At 30.3% G+C, this 17,662-nt stretch carries 19 protein-coding genes; 9 read left to right on the top strand and 10 right to left on the bottom strand.

The annotated features are described in order from the left end of the window. Window positions 1-2 precede the first annotated feature (2 nt). Genes AANAER_RS10760 through tlyA form a run of 6 tightly spaced genes read right to left on the bottom strand, consistent with a single transcriptional unit; the run spans window position 3 to window position 5,259 of the window. A complete protein-coding gene (locus tag AANAER_RS10760; protein WP_407646609.1) occupies window positions 3-1,388 on the bottom strand; it encodes an FAD-binding oxidoreductase in 1,386 nt (461 codons plus the stop codon). Then, window positions 1,388-2,470: a plasminogen-binding N-terminal domain-containing protein gene (locus AANAER_RS10755; protein ID WP_052502676.1), complete on the bottom strand. Its 1,083-nt coding sequence runs from the start codon at window positions 2,468-2,470 to the stop codon at window positions 1,388-1,390. Before AANAER_RS10755 ends, AANAER_RS10760 begins: the two co-directional genes overlap by 1 nt. Beyond that, on the bottom strand, window positions 2,470-2,976 hold the full coding sequence (gene bcp / locus AANAER_RS10750) for a thioredoxin-dependent thiol peroxidase (RefSeq protein WP_044417881.1): 507 nt from the start codon (window positions 2,974-2,976) through the stop codon (window positions 2,470-2,472). The genes AANAER_RS10755 and bcp overlap by 1 nt, the downstream gene beginning before the upstream one ends. An 11-nt stretch (window positions 2,977-2,987) precedes the next feature. Beyond that, on the bottom strand, window positions 2,988-3,698 hold the full coding sequence (gene cmoA / locus AANAER_RS10745; protein ID WP_129081209.1) for a carboxy-S-adenosyl-L-methionine synthase CmoA: 711 nt from the start codon (window positions 3,696-3,698) through the stop codon (window positions 2,988-2,990). A gap of 39 nt (window positions 3,699-3,737) precedes the next feature. Beyond that, window positions 3,738-4,583: a bifunctional riboflavin kinase/FAD synthetase gene (locus AANAER_RS10740; protein WP_129081208.1), complete on the bottom strand. Its 846-nt coding sequence runs from the start codon at window positions 4,581-4,583 to the stop codon at window positions 3,738-3,740. Then, complete coding sequence (tlyA, locus tag AANAER_RS10735; RefSeq protein WP_129081207.1) at window positions 4,552-5,259, bottom strand: 23S rRNA (cytidine-2'-O)-methyltransferase TlyA; 708 nt, start codon at window positions 5,257-5,259, stop codon at window positions 4,552-4,554. Before tlyA ends, AANAER_RS10740 begins: the two co-directional genes overlap by 32 nt. A 57-nt stretch (window positions 5,260-5,316) precedes the next feature. Here tlyA and AANAER_RS10730 point away from each other — a divergent pair, with 57 nt between their 5' ends. Continuing rightward, window positions 5,317-5,892, top strand: a complete 576-nt coding sequence (locus tag AANAER_RS10730; RefSeq protein ID WP_129081206.1) for a YigZ family protein — start codon at window positions 5,317-5,319, stop codon at window positions 5,890-5,892. A 47-nt stretch (window positions 5,893-5,939) separates the two neighbouring features. Continuing rightward, window positions 5,940-7,397: a type II secretion system protein GspD gene (locus tag AANAER_RS10725; RefSeq protein ID WP_129081205.1), complete on the top strand. Its 1,458-nt coding sequence runs from the start codon at window positions 5,940-5,942 to the stop codon at window positions 7,395-7,397. Here AANAER_RS10725 and AANAER_RS10720 read toward each other — a convergent pair. The 3 genes from AANAER_RS10720 to murA form a co-directional block, all read right to left on the bottom strand. Beyond that, entirely contained in the window at window positions 7,394-8,014 is a 621-nt protein-coding gene (locus tag AANAER_RS10720; RefSeq protein ID WP_129081204.1) for an HNH endonuclease, read from the bottom strand. The genes AANAER_RS10725 and AANAER_RS10720 overlap by 4 nt on opposite strands. Window positions 8,015-8,023: 9 nt before the next feature. Beyond that, window positions 8,024-9,124 carry a DUF5644 domain-containing protein gene (locus tag AANAER_RS10715; protein ID WP_129081203.1) on the bottom strand — a complete coding sequence of 367 codons (1,101 nt, stop codon included), beginning with the start codon at window positions 9,122-9,124 and terminating at the stop codon, window positions 8,024-8,026. 64 nt (window positions 9,125-9,188) lie between these two features. Then, window positions 9,189-10,454, bottom strand: coding sequence for a UDP-N-acetylglucosamine 1-carboxyvinyltransferase (murA, locus tag AANAER_RS10710; protein ID WP_129081202.1), 1,266 nt, complete (start codon window positions 10,452-10,454; stop codon window positions 9,189-9,191). Between the two features lie 154 nt (window positions 10,455-10,608). On the opposite strand from murA, the gene AANAER_RS10705 reads away from it, so the two are divergent. From AANAER_RS10705 to pyrF, 7 genes are all read left to right on the top strand, one after another. Then, the gene (locus AANAER_RS10705) at window positions 10,609-11,493 is read left to right on the top strand and encodes a DMT family transporter (RefSeq protein ID WP_129081201.1); all 885 of its coding nucleotides are present in this window, start codon (window positions 10,609-10,611) and stop codon (window positions 11,491-11,493) included. A gap of 73 nt (window positions 11,494-11,566) precedes the next feature. Further along, window positions 11,567-11,944 (top strand): DUF6394 family protein, encoded by a 378-nt coding sequence (locus AANAER_RS10700; RefSeq protein WP_044417899.1) that lies wholly within the window; start codon window positions 11,567-11,569, stop codon window positions 11,942-11,944. A gap of 12 nt (window positions 11,945-11,956) precedes the next feature. Next, on the top strand, window positions 11,957-13,648 hold the full coding sequence (locus AANAER_RS10695; RefSeq protein WP_044417900.1) for a potassium channel family protein: 1,692 nt from the start codon (window positions 11,957-11,959) through the stop codon (window positions 13,646-13,648). Further along, window positions 13,645-14,442: a 3-deoxy-8-phosphooctulonate synthase gene (gene kdsA, locus AANAER_RS10690; RefSeq protein WP_129081200.1), complete on the top strand. Its 798-nt coding sequence runs from the start codon at window positions 13,645-13,647 to the stop codon at window positions 14,440-14,442. Before AANAER_RS10695 ends, kdsA begins: the two co-directional genes overlap by 4 nt. A 61-nt stretch (window positions 14,443-14,503) precedes the next feature. Continuing rightward, complete coding sequence (gene ribH, locus AANAER_RS10685; protein WP_044417903.1) at window positions 14,504-14,974, top strand: 6,7-dimethyl-8-ribityllumazine synthase; 471 nt, start codon at window positions 14,504-14,506, stop codon at window positions 14,972-14,974. 1 nt (window position 14,975) lies between these two features. After that, window positions 14,976-15,371: a transcription antitermination factor NusB gene (nusB, locus tag AANAER_RS10680; protein ID WP_044417905.1), complete on the top strand. Its 396-nt coding sequence runs from the start codon at window positions 14,976-14,978 to the stop codon at window positions 15,369-15,371. Between the two features lie 2 nt (window positions 15,372-15,373). Beyond that, a complete protein-coding gene (gene pyrF / locus AANAER_RS10675; RefSeq protein ID WP_129081199.1) occupies window positions 15,374-16,060 on the top strand; it encodes an orotidine-5'-phosphate decarboxylase in 687 nt (228 codons plus the stop codon). On the opposite strand, the gene AANAER_RS10670 is transcribed toward pyrF, so the two are convergent. Beyond that, complete coding sequence (locus tag AANAER_RS10670; RefSeq protein ID WP_129081198.1) at window positions 16,057-17,535, bottom strand: sensor domain-containing diguanylate cyclase; 1,479 nt, start codon at window positions 17,533-17,535, stop codon at window positions 16,057-16,059. The two genes, pyrF and AANAER_RS10670, sit on opposite strands and share 4 nt — an antisense overlap. Window positions 17,536-17,662: the final 127 nt, after the last annotated feature.

Here is a 17,662-nt window from a genome sequence, read left to right as displayed (position 1 = left end):
TTTTAGAGACCCATTTTATGAGGATTTAGAATATTGTTTGGATCAAAAGCTTTTTTTATGTTTTTAAATAGATTGATTTCAGCTTGGGTAAAAGCAATATTCATAAAAGGAGCTTTAGATAATCCAATACCATGTTCTCCGCTTAAAGTTCCTTCCAAATCAACTACAAATTGGAAAATCTCTTTAATAGCTTTATGTCCGTCTTCCATCTCTTTTGGATTATTTTTATCTTTTACCATAACGTTAACATGGATATTTCCGTCTCCTGCATGACCGAAACAAGGAACATTAAAACCGTATTTTTTACCGATTGCATAGATTCCGTCTAAAGCTTCGGGAAGTTTTGATCTTGGAACGGAGATATCTTCATTTAATTTTTTTGTTCCATAAATGGCAGTTGCAGGAGAAGCATTTCTTCTTGCAAACCAAAGTTTTTTACTCTCTTCTTCATCTTTTGCAATAATAAATCCGATAGAACCGTTTTTAGAAAAAGATTCTTTCAGGGTTTCAAGTTGTGCATTTACATCGGCTAAGGAACTTCCGTCAACGTCTCCTACTAAAATTCCACCTGCATCTTGAGGTAATTCTACTTGAGGAAATTTTTCTTTTAAGGCTTTTATTACAAGCGCATCTAAAAATTCCATGGCAACAGGATTTGCTCCGGCTGCAAGAGATTTAAAAACTGCATTCATTGCTTTATTTACGTCAGGAAAAATTCCCATATATGTTTTTTTGAATTTTGGTTTTGGAATAAGTTTTAAAGTCATTTGTGTAATAACTGCAAGAGTTCCCTCACTGGCAATTAAAATTCCTGCCGTATTGTATCCTGCTACATCTTTAATAGTTTTTTTACCCGCAACAATAATATCACCGTTTGGAAGAACTGCTCTTAGAGCAACAACATAATCTTTGGTAATACCGTATTTAGCTGCTCTCATTCCTCCTGCATTTTCAGATACGTTTCCACCTAAAGTAGAATACTCTTCACTAGCAGGATCAGGCGGATAAAAAAGTCCTACTTCTTCAACTGCTTTTTGAAACTGCATATTAACAAGTCCGGGTTGTACAACTCCCACCATATTTTCCATATCAATTTCAAGAAGTTTATTCATATGTCTTTCTAAACTTAAAATAATTCCTCCGTTTGAAGGAAGAGCTCCGCCTGTAAAACCGCTTCCCGCACCTCTTGGAACAATAACTATTTTATGTTCATTGCAGTATTTTAAAACTTTCGATACATCTTGTTCATCTCTTGGAAAAACTACCGCATCGGGTTCAAATCTCTCTTTTGTTGCATCATAGCAATATGCTATTTTGTGGGCTTTATCACTGTATACATTCTCTTTACCTACTATAGAGATAAAAAAGTCTATATGTTCTTGGTTCATCATTGTTTAATACCTAAAATAGTTTTATAATAATTATTATAGATTTCCGGTTTTACGTTAATTTCTCCCGAAGCAATCTCATCTTCAAGAAGAATTTCATCTTCTGATCTTTCATCATCGCCGAAAATATCGTCAAGAAAAGAGAACCAGCTTGAAACGTCTAATAAAGAAGTAACAAGATTTTTTTCGATTTTTTCTACTCTTGTATAAAAAGGCATCTTTTCATCTTCTACAAAGTTATATGATATCGCATCTTTTTCTAAAATTGCAAAAGTTCTTGTATCTACTACATAAACCGTACTTCCTATTACAAAAAATATTGTTCCCAAGTTTTGAGACAGGGCATAATCTTGAATAATCTGTTTTGAAGGAAAAGGAATACCCTCTTTTTTTAAATAAGCTGCAAAAAGATCAGAGTGTAAAAAGTTATTCTCTTTGAATTTTTGTCTTGTTGCCGTAAAAGCATCTTGTGAAGGTGCAATTATAAGTGAAGCATCATAAAGATAATTTAATATAGCAATATCACCGTCTTGAGGTTTTCTGTTTGAAGTTGGAAGGGCATTTTGTTTTAAATCAAGAAAAGGAATAAATTTGATTGTTGAACTGTTGCTGTTTGAAGAGGTTACATAAGCACTTGAAACAATAAGTGATTTACTGTTTTCATATCTATGTTGAATAATTGCACTTTGTCCGACTCTTAAGTTACCGATACTGATTTTTGCCGTTTCATCAGTAATATTAGTAATTTTAGAAGCGATTGCTTTGTAATCAAGTTTTACTACTTTGTTTTCCATAAAGGTACTATTATCTATGTCAATCATTTTTTGGTCTGTTAATACATAAATATAGTTTAATCCTACTGTACCTTTTTCTATTTTTATATCTTTTAGAAACCAACCGTTCTTAAGCATATCTTTGTAAGATAATTCACCGTCGCATTCACCCCCGTCAAGTTTTGTGTCTTCGATTGTTGAGGGAGTTTTCCAATCTTTTTTATAGCAGATTGTTGTTTTTGCACTTAGTCCTTGAGAGAGAATCGTTGTTGCAAATAGGGCAAATACTGTTTTTGTTAAAAATTTCATTACTTTCCTTGTAGCTCTTTTAATTTTTCTTTTACTTCATTTGCATGAAGTATCTCTATTTTTTCACCTTTTACGGTTTTCTTTTTTCTTACACTGACTTTTGGCCAAACGGCAGCAATTTTACCTTCAGGGTCTATTATAAAAGTTGTTCTGACAACTCCCATAAACTCTTTTCCCATAAATTGTTTTAGTTGCCAAACTTGATAATCTTCACACATTTTCTTATCAATATCGGATAGAAGCGTAATTGTAAGCTCTTTTTTTTCTATAAATCTTCTGTGTTTTGCCGTATCATCGGGGCTAACTCCTAAAATAACCGCATCTAAATCTTCAAATTCAGGCATAGCAGCCGTAAAATCGCAAGCTTCATTTGTACATCCAGGAGTCAAATCTTTAGGATAAAAATATAAAACGATCCATTTGCCTAAAAGATCCCTTGAGCAAATCTCTATATCATCTTGGTTTTGTGCGCAAAATTTCGGTGCTGTTTGTCCAACTTCTAACATTCTTTTCCTTTTTATTTTTTTATTGCTATAAATGTTGCAAAATTTACCCATTTGAAAAGTGTTTCACAATGGCTAAAACCTGCATCTAAAATCATATTTTTATTTTCTTCTTCAGTATAAGGTATAAGTACATTTTCCAAAGCTTCCCTTTTTTGCGAAATTTCAAATTCACTGTAGCCTTGTCTTTTTTTAAATTCATAATATTCATCAATGTACTGTTTGCCTAAAACTTTATCAGATGAGATAACTTTTTCACAAAAAATAAATATTCCATCTTTTTGTAGGCTATTATAGATTTTTTTTACTAATTTTTCTCTTTGTAGAGGTCTTATAAATTGTAAAGTATAGTTTGAAATTATAAGTTTTGCATCATCGTAGTTTGCTTTATGCAGATCTTCATTTAAAAGTTTTACTTCCACTCCGAAAGCTTTACACTTTTTTCTTGCTCTTTGAAGCATCGCTTCAGAGTTATCTATTCCTATTAATTCAAGAGGAAACGGTGAGTGTTTGCTAAGTTCGATAAGTGTTGAAGCTGTAGAACATCCCAAATCATAGACTTTGTCACTCTCTTTTAAAAATTTAAGTCCAAAATTTATGGTAAGTCTTTGCATCTCTTTGTAAAAAGGGATAGAACGGCTTAACATATCGTCAAATACCGATGCTACGTCTTCATCAAATTCAAACTGTTTTGTAATTGTTTTTTCAAATACCTTATCTGTCATAAGAGATATTTTATCTAAATGAAGATTAATAACAATTTATCAAACTGCTTTTGAAAAAAACTCTTTTGTTTTGTTTATATCAACTTCAATCTGTTTTTTTAAAGCTTCAAAAGAGTCAAACTTTTTGTTCTCTCTTATTTTGTCGTAAAATTTTATTTGAACCAATGAAAATTTGTTTATTATCTCTTTTCCCAAAATATGTGTTTCTACGGCAAAACTTCCGTCTGTTGTTACTCTGTGTCCTAAAAAAGTTACCGAGTCGTACTCTTCTTCATTTATTATTGTTTTAGTTGCATAAACACCTTCTGTAGGCAGAATAAAATCTTCAATATTTAAATTTATAGTAGGAACAAAACTTTTAGAGCCTAATCCTTGACCTTTTACTTGTGTTCCGAATATTTTATACTCTCTTCCCAAAAGAGAGTTTGCCATTTTTATATTTCCGTCTTTAATATAATCTCTAATAACTCTTGAGTGAATTGCTATGCCGTGTGTTTTTACTTCATCTACGACAACAACTTCTCCTTTAAAAAGCTCTTTTAACTCATTTATACAGTTTTTTCTGTTTTTCCCGAAACAAAAATCAAAACCTACTACAATCTTTTTTAGATTTGGGAATTCCTCTTTTATCAAAGAGATAAACTCTTGACCGCTTAAATTTTTTATATTTTCTAAAAGATAGTAATAAATAGGATAAGAAGAGTACTCTTGTCTGTATGTTTTAGGCGTTAAATTGGCATATTCGGATTCTATAGAGACAATAGCTCCTTTTTCTCCTAAATGTTTAAAGAGTTTTTGATGTGCTAAGTGCATCCCGTCAAAACCTCCCAAGGCTATTGCCGTAATATCTTTTTTATTTATTAAAATAGAAGAGCTCTTCTTCATTTCCCTCTTTTCCTTCAAGTTTACTTTGTGAATTGTATTTTAGTTTCCAGTTTAAAAGTTTGGTTTGATCTAAAAATTTCTCTCTTGCTTTTAAAACGGCTTTTTTATCTTTTACCACACCTTTTTTATCTCTTTTAACATTTGTTCCTACTTCAAACTGAGGTTTAAATAAAATTATAATCTCATTTTTTGCAAAAGAGTCTATCTCTTTTAATATATTTAAAATAGAGATAAAAGAGACATCACAAGTTACAAGATCAAACTTTTTATCACTTTGAAATTTTCTTATATCTTGTTTTTCAAAAAAAACAATTCTTTTATCGTTTTTTATTTTTTCATGTAACTGATTTGAACCTACATCCACGCAAGTAACTTTTTTGATACTGTTTAAGAGCAAAATCTGGGTAAATCCACCCGTACTGCTTCCTATATCCAAAGCCTCTTTGTTTTTTAAATCAATTTTTATCTCATCTAAAAAATGTTTTAGTTTATATGCCGCTCTGCTTACATAAAAATCCTCTTCCAATAGTTCTATTTTTGAAGTTTCATCTACTAAAAATGAGGGTTTTGAAACAGTTTTACCGTCAACTTTTACTTTATTTGACTTTATAATTTCATGGGCTTTGTTTCTGCTTTGAATATCAAAATTTTTTGTTAGATAAAGGTCTAATCTCATGAAAAGATTATAATAAAAAAAAGCTCTAAATTAGATTATTTTAAGTAAAATTTCATCATGTATTTTATAAAAGAAGAGTTTTCGCAAACTTATGAAGAAAAAAAATCAAAATTTATAGCCTATTTAACTCCTTATTCTCTGTTTGATTCTTTAATGAAAAGATTAAGAGAAGAACATACTAAAGCAAGACATTTTGTTTATGCGTATAGATATTTAAATGAGTTTGAGCAGATTGTTGAAAACAGCAGTGATGACGGAGAGCCAAAAGGAACCAGCGGTAAACCTGCATTAAATGTATTGGCGGGAAATGAACTTATAAACAGTGCAGTTATAATCGTAAGGTATTTTGGCGGTACAAAGCTAGGAACGGGAGGTTTAGTCAGAGCTTACAGTGATTCTGTAAATTTGGTAATAAACAGTGCCGAACTTTTAAAATATGAAAAACTGCAAACAGCTATTATAGAAGTTGATTATTCTACTCTTTCAAAAGTTGAATATCTTATAAACAGTTTGAATATTATTGTTAGCAATAAAGAGTTTACTTCAAAGGTAAAACTTCATCTGCAAATAAGCGATGAACAGTTAAGCAGTTTAAAAACAGAACTTCCAAGAGAGGTGGAAATTAAACTTTAAGAGCTTTTAAAATATAATCTTTTAAATTATAATATTTAAGGATTTAAATGAAACTCTTGTTCTCTTTTCTCTTTTTGTCTTTTCATCTTCCGTCTTCTCTTTTCTGCTCCCAGTTAATAAATATAAACTTTAAAGATTTGGATATAAACGAACTTATAAAAATTACTTCAAAAGAGATAGAAAAAAATATTTTAGTAACTAATAAAATCGAGGGTAAATTGGATTTTCTCTCAAGCTCTGCAATAAAAAAAGAGAGCTTACTTGATATTTTAAAATATACACTAAAATCAAAAGGCTATAAAATAGTTCAAAGCAAAGAAATCTTAAGAGTAGTAAAAATTGATCCTAAAGAAGAAAATATAGAACTTCCTAAAAAAGAGAAAAAAACAGATAAGATAAAAAATCATTGCGAGATTCTATTTTTAGAGAATATCGATGCAAAAAACGTAGAAAAAGTTCTTAATAAGATTATTGAAAAAAGAGTTTATGAAAAGTTTTCAAAACCTACTGTTGCTGTGAATGAAGAGTTAAATTCTATTGTTTTAGACGGAAATTTAGAAGAGATTGAAAATCTAAAAGAGTTTATCAAAAAGCTGGATATTGAGAAAAAACAGGTTTATGTCAAAGCTTTGATTGTGGAGTTGGATAATGATTTGATTGAAGATATAGGTATAAAATTCGGCATTTTAGGAGGAAAGTCTTATTCAGGCGGTTTATATACTTTCTCTTCAAATCTAAACGGAGGTGAAGCTATTGCTATAAATACTTCAAGTATAGGTCTAGAAATACCCAATGTTACTTCAACCTTGGCATTGGGAGCCTCTTTAAATCTTCTTAATAAAACTTATGGACTTGATATTATCTCTGAGCCTTCAATTTTGTGTATAAACAATAAAGCAAGTTCAATTTATGTAGGTGAAACTATCTCAATTCAAACAGGAACAACGGTAACTGACGGAGGAAATACGACAAATAGTTATGAAAGAGAAGATGTGGGTTTAACCCTTAATGTTAAGCCAAGAGTATCTAAAAACAACAAAGTATATTTAGAAGTTACAACCCTTGTTGAAAATATAAAAAACAGAGATAATACCTATTTTAATCCTGATACTTCAAAAAAAGAGATAAAAACACAAGCCATATTAAACAACGGCGAGAGTGTTATTATAGGAGGATTAATGGAAAAGAAAAATGAAAAAACAGTACAAAAAGTTCCTTTTGCTGGAGATATTCCTTTAATAGGCGAACTTTTTAAAAACAGAAGCGAAAATTCACAAAACAAAAATCTTGTTGTGGTAATAACTCCATATATAATTCCTGAAAACAGAGATTTAACGTATGTAAGAAAAGAGTTGTCAAAATTAAAAAGTCTGGAAGATCAGTTTTTGGAAAAAGTATTAATAAAGCTAAAAAAGAGAAAAACAAAAAAAGTTGAGAATAAAAATGAGACTCTTAGCAGTAAAACTCTGCACAAAGAGATGATTAAAGAGTATTTCGGAATTTAAAAAAAGATTTTGCCCATAAGTTTATCTAAAAGATTCAAATCTTTTCTTGTTTTTTCCAGATTTGAAGATTTTATTATTCTTGAACAATCATTGCACAAAATCACTATATTTTCCAGATTAAAACCGCCTCCGTCTTTCATCTGCTTTACTAATAGAGCATTTGTTTTTGAAAGTTCCGTTTTACAGCCACATCTGTCGCATTTTCCTTCATCTCTAACCCAGGCCGTTTTTTTTCTTTGAGTCCAATCTTTGGGAAGTTTATTATCTTTTAAAAGTTTTGAGTTTTGGTCGTAACTACTCCAAAGCATATTATGAGGAACCGATTTTTGCGTATTCATCTCATATTGGAAATAGGCAAATTGTTTGATGAGTTCTTCTACTATAAGTGTCTGTTTTACTCTTATGTCACTCTCTTTTTCAAACTTTTTTAAAACATTATAATCAAATTTGATTTTTGGACAGTTGGCACTTAAATAACTTTTTAAATCGTTAATAAGTGTTTTTGTATCTCCTGCTTTAGAAAATTTTCGGTAAATCTCTTTTCTATATATATAAAGAGGTATTAGAGATAAAATAAGCAAAGAGCCTATTACTGTAAAGGTTATATCTAATACCATTTTTTAAGCCTAAATAATTTCAGGATCTACTATATGTTTTTTTAGCTGGCTTTTTAAAGTATCGTCATGTTTTCCTGAGACTAATTTTTGCAGTTCGTTTTTATGGATTACAGGAGTTATAATCTCTCTTCCCGAAACTTTTTCCATACTTTTTCTGTTTGAATCAAATAGATAAAAAAGTTCATCACTATCAACTATAAGTAGATCTGCACTATTGTCAAAAGCATCTAACATAACAGTTGAAGCTAATTTCATCGTAAATTCAGAGTTTACATGAAATGATTCCAAAGCCAAATCTGAGTGCATTGAAGGTGTATCAATAAGTTTTGCACTTAATTTTCCAAGTAGTTCAAGAGTTTGAGAATCCTCTTTTGTTCCTTGAAAATATGCAAGGTTAAAGTCTTCAAAGTTATATTTTACTTCGTAATTTTCTTCAAATGTTCCAAAATCTATACTGTTTTTTTTATCTAAAAACAGATTTTGTTCTTTTAGAGGTTTTGAGAGGTTTAGTTTATTTTTTAAATTTTGGATTTTTTCTTCAACTTTTAAATCAAGATTATATACTCTTTTTTCCAAACTTGTATGATATACGATTGAAGTATCATATTCTATAATCGCTTTTAAAATCTCACTTTCGTCTGCCGGATTTTTTTCAATTAAATCAGCTGCAAGAAGAAGGATAGAGTCTCCTATATAATCATATTCGTAATTCATTGTATTTGAAGCATAGAAATATAATTTATAACTTTCATAAACTTTTTTATCTTCATTATCGATAAACTCAGATAAAATTTTTAATCTTTCTTGAAAATCCGCGTCATTAATCAATAAATCAGTATGAGCTCTTCTTATAGAAATAGGTTCAATAGTTAAATCGCAACCGAACTCTTTTGTAAGTTCTTCTAAGGTAATTGAAGCATAAGTATAAACACCGTTTACAACTAAAGGAAAGTCTAAAATATTTTCATATGCAAAAGGCTGCTCCTCATTGATACTGTTTAAAATATCAAGTAATGTTTTTTCATCTTTTACTTTTACAAAATTTTTTGTATAGTAAGGTAAATAGTCTGATTTATAATTAAATCTAAAAAGTGAGATCTCTAATTTCATATAATAACCTTTAAGCTTATTTTAAATCTATTTTATAAAATTTATTCTTAATTTATAAAATATTTTATTCTTTATATCTTGCTACTTTTGCACCTATTTTGTTTAACTTCCCTTCTAAATCCTCATATCCTCTGTCAAGATGATATATTCTGTGAATTGAAGTCTCTCCTTTTGCAACAAGTGCAGATAAAACCAGCGCCGAGGATGCTCTTAAATCAGTTGCCATGACATCTGTTCCGTTTAAAGTATCGGTTGCTCCGTTTATGCTTGCTATATTACCGTTTAGATGAATATCAGCTCCAAGTCTAAGAAGTTCACTTACATGCATAAATCTATTTTCAAACAATCTTTCATCAATGGTGCTTGTTCCATTTGCCTGAGTAGCCAAAGCCATAAATTGCGCCTGCATATCTGTAGGAAATCCCGGATATTCACTTGTAATAATATTTACGGGTTTTATCTCTTCTGTCGGCAATATTGTAACGGAATCTTTATCTTGAAGAACTTTAAAATTCATCTCTTCTAATTTAGCAATAACAGCTTCTAAATGAAGAGGTTTCACATTTGTAATTTTTAATTTCGAATTTGTAATAGCTGCGGCACACATATAAGTTCCGGCTTCAATTCTATCGGGAATAACATCAAAATCTTGCATATGTAAAAGTTCTTTGTTTGAACCGTGAATTACTAATTTAGATGTTCCTATACCTTCAATTTTAACCCCTGCATTGCTTATTACTTCGCAAAGTTGTTGTACTTCCGGCTCTTTTGCCGCATTGATGATTGTTGTTACACCTTCTGCTAGAGCTGCTGCCATAACACTGTTTTCTGTTCCACCCACCGTAACTTTATCGAATACAATTTTTGTTCCTTTCAGACCGTTTGGAGCAGAAGCTTCTATATATCCGTGATTTATATTGATTTTTGCTCCCATTGCTTCTAACGCTTTAAGGTGCAGATCTACAGGTCTTTGCCCGATTGCACAACCTCCCGGAAGTGATACTTCACAGTGTCCGAATCTTGCCAAAATGGGACCTAAAACCAAAATTGAGGCTCTCATTGTTTTTACAATATCGTAAGTTGCAGTTGTTTTATTTAATTTTGAAGTATCAATTTTGATACAATCCTCTTCTTTTTTGAATTTTCCGCCTAATTTTCCAATCAGTTTTAAAAGTGTATTAATATCAACAACATCGGGTAGATTACATATAGAAATTTCATTTTTTGCCAAGATTGTTGCTGCTATAAGAGGTAAAGCTGCATTTTTTGCACCTGATATTTTTACTTCACCTTCTAATTTTGTTTTACCGGTAATTTTTAGATATTCCATTATTTTCCTAATAGAGTAAGACTCATTATTTATAAAAATCTTTGAATTTTACCCAAATTATACTAAAAATATTAATTTTATAATTTAAGTTTAATAATAATCTTTATTTAAAAAGAAAAGATATAAAATGCCACCATTATTTTAAGGATTTTTAATGACCAATGATGTATCTTTGGGTATTAAATATATGCTTTTTGCCTCTTTTTGCTTTGCTTGCATGGGAGCTTTTGCAAAACAATTAAGTGGTTCTATGAGTTCGCTTGAAGTTGTTTTTTTCAGAAATGTTTTCGGCGTAGTTTTAATACTTTTATCAATTTATAAATCACCTTTAAATCAAAAAGGTGGAAAACCTCTTTTACTTATTTTTAGGGGACTTGCAGGATTTATTGCTTTACTTTTTTTCTTTTATAATATTGCAAATATTCCTTTGGGTGAAGCTATGACTTTTTCAAAAACTTCTACAATTTTCAGTGCAGTATTTGCCTATATTTTTGTAAAAGAGAAGTTGGCTTTTAGAGGTTGGCTTGGAGTATTTGTAGGTTTTATCGGAATTTTGTTTATTACTAAATTTGACGGAAGTTCTTTGGATAAAACAGATTGGCTTGGAATTTTATCGGGTGTGGGAGCAGGGCTTGCTTATACCTCTATTAGGGAACTTAGAAAATATTATGACGGAAGAACTATTGTTATGTCTTTTATGGGAATAGGAACCATAGGACCTCTTCTTTTAATGATTATTTCGGAGTTTTATACAAATTCAAATTATGATTATATTTTCGGAACTTTTGTAATGCCTAAAAGTTCAGACTGGATTGTTATTGTCTTTTTAGGAATTTTTGCGACTTTAGCTCAAATTTTTATGACAAAAGCCTATTCTGTAGCAAAAGCAGGGATAATAGGAACAATATCTTATGCCAATATTGCTTTTTCTATAATTGTAGGATTGTTTTTGGGAGATAAATTTCCTGATATTTGGGTTATTTTAGGAATTGTTTTAATTGTTATAAGCGGCGTTTTCGTCTCTTCAAAAAAGAATTAAAAGTGAGTTTTATTAATCTTAATCATCAATTTGATAAAATTAACTATTATTTAAGAGATGAAGGATAGTTTTTATGAATTTAGATAAAGTTATATCAGGTTTTTTTATTATATTGGCTATGACCCTAAACTTCGGTTTTTTTTACGGAGATATGAACTCTTTGGAAAGCCACAGTAAATATGAACTTTTGGCTGCTATTGTCGTAAATATAATTGCAACAACTTTGAAGCTTGGAGATAAAACACAAATGGGTTCCGTCCTTCTGGCAACTTCTCTTGTTGCTGATATCCAATTAATAGCAGCTGCTTCAATTTGGACAATTGCTTTTTATGCTTATAGTATAACTCCTGAGATTATAGGAATTATTATCTCTTTATCAGGCGGTGCATTATTGGCAAATATCGTTTCCGTAACTCTTTATGTGGGAGATACCCTGAAATCAAAAAGATAAAAAGGTTTTCTAGTGAAAGATAGCTCTTTATTTATCGTCCTTCAAAGGATGAGAGGACCTTTTTTAATTATTGTTATTACATATACTATTGCAATAGTTGGATTACTTGTTATTACAGGAGTCGATGACAAAGGTCAGCCTTATCAAATGACAATATTTGATGCTTTTTATTTTGTAACGTATACGGCAACAACAATAGGTTTCGGGGAGACTCCTTATACTTTTACTTATCCTCAGCGTTTATGGGTTAGTTTCTCTATTTATTTAACTGTTCTTGGATGGTTTTACGGAATCGGTTCTGTTGTTAGTCTTTTAGGAGATAAAGTCTTTTTAAGGGAGATAAAAAGGGCGAAATTTAAAAGACAGGTAAAAACTTTAAAACAAAAATTTATTATTATTTTAGGTTACAATAAAATAAGCAGCGAGATAATACACAGGGCGTTAGAGCAAAATATTAGAACAGTAGTTATTGAAAAAAACGAGAGTAGGGCAAATGATTTGATTTTGGAAAATTTTACTCCTACGGTACCTGTTTTGGTTGCAGATGCTTATACTCCCAAAGTCTTAATGGAAGCCGGAATCAAAAAATATAATTGTAAAGGTTTAGTCTCTATTTTTGAAGATGATTCTTTAAATCTTAGAATTGCGCTTACTTCCAAACTTTTAAATTCTCATATAAGACTTGCCGTTAAATCAACTACTTTAAACCACAGTGAAAATTTAAGAGACTTAAACGTAGAGATTATAGCAAATCCTTTTTCAATAATTTCAAGTGAAATAGCGATGGCTTTAAATGCCCCGAATCTTTTGAAACTTGAAAAGTGGATATATAAAATCGATGATTTAAATGCAAATTTGCCAATATTTCCAAAAGGAAAATATATAGTCTGCGGATATGGAAGAATGGGACAGCATATTTATGAAAATCTAAGAGAAGATAAAGTTGAAGCAGAATTTGTTGAATTAGATAGATTAAAAGTCGAAAACTTTATTCCAAATGAGAGTTTGCATATTACTTACGGAAATGCAGATGATAAAGAGATGCTCTCTAATGTGGGAATTCAAGATGCCGTTGCAATTATCTCTGCAACTAATGATGATACGACAAATCTTTCAATCTTGGCAACAGCGAAAAAACTTAATCCAAGAATTATGACAATAGCAAGAGAGAATGAAATGGAAGATTTTTCTATTTTTAAAAATGCAAAAATCGATCATATTTTTATGCCTTCAAGAATTTTGATAAATAAAACGACTAATGCTTTGATAAGTCCTTTGTCTGATAAATTTATTACTTTGATGTGCAAAGAGGATGATATTTGGGGTGCAAAATTAGTTAGAGATTTAGTTCAAACAATAGATGAAAATCCAAAACTTTATGAACTTAAAGTAGATAAATATCAAGCGCCTCAAATAATTGATACGATAAAAGAGGGTAAAGAGGTTTTATTGAAGATTTTCAGCCGTTCTTTATATAATAGAGAACAAAAAAACAATATAATACCGCTTTTATTAATAAGAGAAGAGGAAGAGAAAATTCTACCTGCTTATGAAACTCCTTTAAAAGAGGGGGATGAAATCTTATTTGCTTGTGATGAAAATGCAAAAGATGATATTGAGTATATTGCACAAAATCTTTATGAGTTTTATTATGCATATACGGGTGAAGAAAAAAGAACAATATTTGTAAGGAACAAAAAATGATTATATTAACAGGACCTTGTGTATTAGAAGATAGAGACAAGGTTATGAAAATAGCTGAAATGTTAAAGCCTTTAAGTGAAAATAAAAGAGTCGATTTTTATTTTAAAGCCTCTTTTGACAAAGCAAACAGAACAAGCTTAAACTCATTTAGAGGACCGGGACTAGATGAAGGTCTTAAAATGTTTCAAGAGATTAAAGAACAGTTTGGTTATAGAGTTGTTACGGATATTCATGAATCTTATCAAGCCAAACCTACTTCAGAGGTAGTCGACGTACTTCAAATTCCGGCGTTTTTATGCAGACAAACGGATTTACTTGTAGCAGCTGCAAAAACACCTTGTAAAATAAATATAAAAAAAGGGCAGTTTTTAGCTGCAAACAGTATGAAACATCCTGTTGAAAAAGTTTTAAAAACACGAGGTGTTGATGAGGTAAGTTATCAAAATTCTAAAGATAACGGTGTATGGCTTTGTGAAAGAGGAAATACTTTTGGATACGGCGCTTTGGTTGTTGATATGAAAAATTTAATTGCCATGAGAGAGTTTGCTCCCGTTATTTTTGACGCAACTCATTCTGCACAAGTTCCAAGTACGGGTGAAACAACAGGAGGAAACAGTGCAATAGTTCCAAGTCTTGCAAGAGCTGCGGCTGCTGTAGGTGTAGACGGATTCTTTTTTGAAACACATTATGATCCTTCTATTGCCTTAAGTGACGGACCTAATATGCTTCAAATAGATGACTTGTATAAAACAGTTGATGAGATCTTTGCTATAAAAGATGCTCTGAAACTTTAATAAATATTAAACACATTTTTAAGTATAATAATAGACTTTAGGAAAATACAAAAGGTTTTTTATGAAAATTATAGAAGGTAAATTAAGCTTAAAAGGCGATGAAAAAATCGCTATTGTAAATGGAAGATTTAACCATATTATTACTGATAGATTAGTTGAGGGAGCAAAAGACTCTTTTTTAAGACACGGCGGAAAAGAAGAGAATTTAGATTTGATTTTAGTTCCGGGTGCTTTTGAAATTCCCTTTGCTCTTGAAAAAGCATTGGCAAGCGGTAGATATGATGCCGTATGCTGCGTAGGTGCAGTAATTAGAGGAGCAACTCCTCATTTTGATTATATTAGTGCAGAAGCTACCAAAGGTATTGCAAATGTTACTTTAAAATACGGAAAACCCGTGTCAAACGGAGTTTTAACGACAGATACAATAGAACAGGCAATCGAAAGAGCAGGTAGCAAAGTAGGGAACAAAGGTGCAGAAGCAATGACTACAATTATTGAAATGCTAGATTTATATAGTGAATTAGGAAAATAATTTGGCAACAAGAACACAAGCGAGAGAATCAGTTATCGGATTGCTTTATGCCTATGATTTAGGAAATGAGGGAATCGTAAAGTTTGTTGATGAAATTTTGGAAGATAAAAAAATCAGAAACAAACAAAAAGAGTTTGCCCTTGATCTTTTTAACGGTGTAATTAAAAACCTGGAAGAGATTGACAAAGAGATAATAAGTCATTTAAATCAAGGTGGAATAAAAGACACGGGAAGTGTTGAAAAATCTATTTTAAGACTTGCTATTTATGAAATTATTTTCAAAGGTTTAGATAAAGCAATCGTTATAAATGAAGCAATAGAATTGGCTAAAAAGCTGGCTTCAGATTCTGCTCCTAAATTTATAAACGGAGTTCTAGACAAAGTTAAAAAGGCTTAAAAGTGAAGTTGTGCGTATCTTTAGACTTACCTAGTGCAAAAGAGAATTTAGCTTTAGTTGAACAAATCAAAGATTTTGATGTTTGGTTAAAAGTGGGTTTTAGAAGTTATATTAGAGACGGGAAAAAATTTTTAGAAGATTTAAAAGCTATAAATCCCAATTTTAAAATATTTTTAGATTTAAAACTTTATGATATTCCAAATACTATGGCAGATGCGGCAGAAGAGATAGCTTTGTTTAATCTTGTAGATATGTTTAACGTGCATGCAAGTTCAGGGAAAAGAGCTATGCAAACAGTAATGCAAAGGATAAAAGATATTCCTAACAAACCCTTGGTTTTGGCTGTTACTGCACTTACTTCTTTTGATAATGAAGAGTTTAGATCTGTTTATAATGAAGATATTGAAACAAAAGCCACTAAACTTGCGATTGATACTTTTGAATCGGGAGTTGACGGTGTTGTATGTTCTGCTTTTGAAAGTCTAGATATAAAAGATAATACTTCAAAAGAGTTTATAACCTTGTGTCCGGGAATCAGACCTTTCGGTGAAGATGCACAAGATCAAAAAAGAGTTGCAGATATACCTTTTGCAAAAAAGAATTTGGTTGATTTTATAGTTGTGGGAAGACCGATTTATAAAGCTCAAAATCCAAAAGAAGTGGTAGAAAAGATACTAAAAAGTATCTAATCTATCTCTTCTTTTACACTATTGTCTCTTCCTCTTTTTTTTGCTTTGTACATAAGTTTATCTACTCTTCTTAAAATAGATTCATAATCATCTTCTTCTTTTAAACTACAGCAGCCTATACTTACTGTTAGATTTAGATTTATCCCTTTTATTTTTATTTTATTTGCAAGTTTTCTAACTCTTTCTGCCATAAGATATGCTTCATTTATATCTGTATTAGCTAAAGCAATTAAAAACTCTTCTCCACCGTATCTAGCAGCTATATCACAGCTTCTTATCAAATGTTTAAAAAGATCAGAAACTTTTGTTAATACCAAATCTCCTGTTTGATGACCGTATTTATCGTTTACTTTTTTAAAATAGTCTATATCAATAAGTAAAAAAGAGAGGTCTTGATTATATCTTCTGCTTATTTTCATTTGATTTTCAATGGATTCTTTCATAGCTCTTCTATTTAAAAGTTTTGTTAGTGCATCAGTATTTGCCAAATATTGAACTTTTGTTAAAACAACTTTTAAATATATTAAAATTATAGAGATAACTATTAGAAGAAGAAGTATTAAAATTTTTCCCGAACTTCTGTAAAAAGCCTCTTTTCTTAATTTATATTTATCTATTACATGGGTTAGATAAAGTTGATTTTCAACGATTGGAATTTTTATAATATCCGAATTATCGGTTAATTTTGTGTTAAGTGAAGAATTCTCTTTTGATACTATAATATCATCTTTGCCGTTTACTAGATATGTTCTGCCGCTTAAGGCGACTCTTTTTAAATATTCAGTTAAGGTATTTAAATTTTTTTCAATAGAAACAAGTCCCGTGAAATTTTTTTCTTTGTAAACAGGAAGGGACAATGTCAGTAGATGCTCTTTTTTCAAGTATCCATTATATGTATTTGAGATAATCATATCTTTATATTTATTTTGATTTTTTATAAATTTTTCCCATGAACTTTTTTTGTATATAGATAGAAATTGTTTTTTATCTTTATATTGAAGGTTTTCAGAGGTAAAAATAAAATGATTTGCCGATTTATAATAAATTCTTCTCATATCGGGAATTATTTTTTTAGCGGAAAAAAACAGAGGTGTCAAATATAATGTGCTGTTTAATTCATTTATCAGTTCAGCTGAAAAATCTTTTGGATTTCCTATTCCCATCAAAGAAGTTCTGTTGTCTCTTATTTGATAAAAATTTAGATCTTTTTTATAAATTAAATCTTTATAAGAAGGGTGGACACAACTATAACCTAATTCAAATTTGTCCTCAATAGTGTATTTCATAGCATAAAGGAAAGATTCAGAAATAGAAAAATACTCTTTAAAATGATAAGTGTTGTGAGAAAGAATGTTATAAACTTTTTTTTCTATATTTCTAGCTTCACTTTTATAAAGAACGTAAGAACCTATAAGAAAAAATATAACTATAAAAATAGTTAAATACGGAGCTATTTTTTTGAATTTCTCGTCCATATTAGATCCTTCTTTAAAAAATTATACTCCTAGCTAACTTAAAAGAGTTAGATAACATAAGTAGTTATATCTAAAAGATGTAAAAAATTAAGAGATATTTAAGAACAAAGTAAGTACAATTACATCC

The sequence above is a fragment of the Halarcobacter anaerophilus genome (assembly GCF_006459125.1).
Lineage (GTDB): Bacteria > Campylobacterota > Campylobacteria > Campylobacterales > Arcobacteraceae > Halarcobacter > Halarcobacter anaerophilus.
Note: the sequence above shows the minus strand (reverse complement) of the source record. Positions and strands in the feature narration are given on the sequence as shown.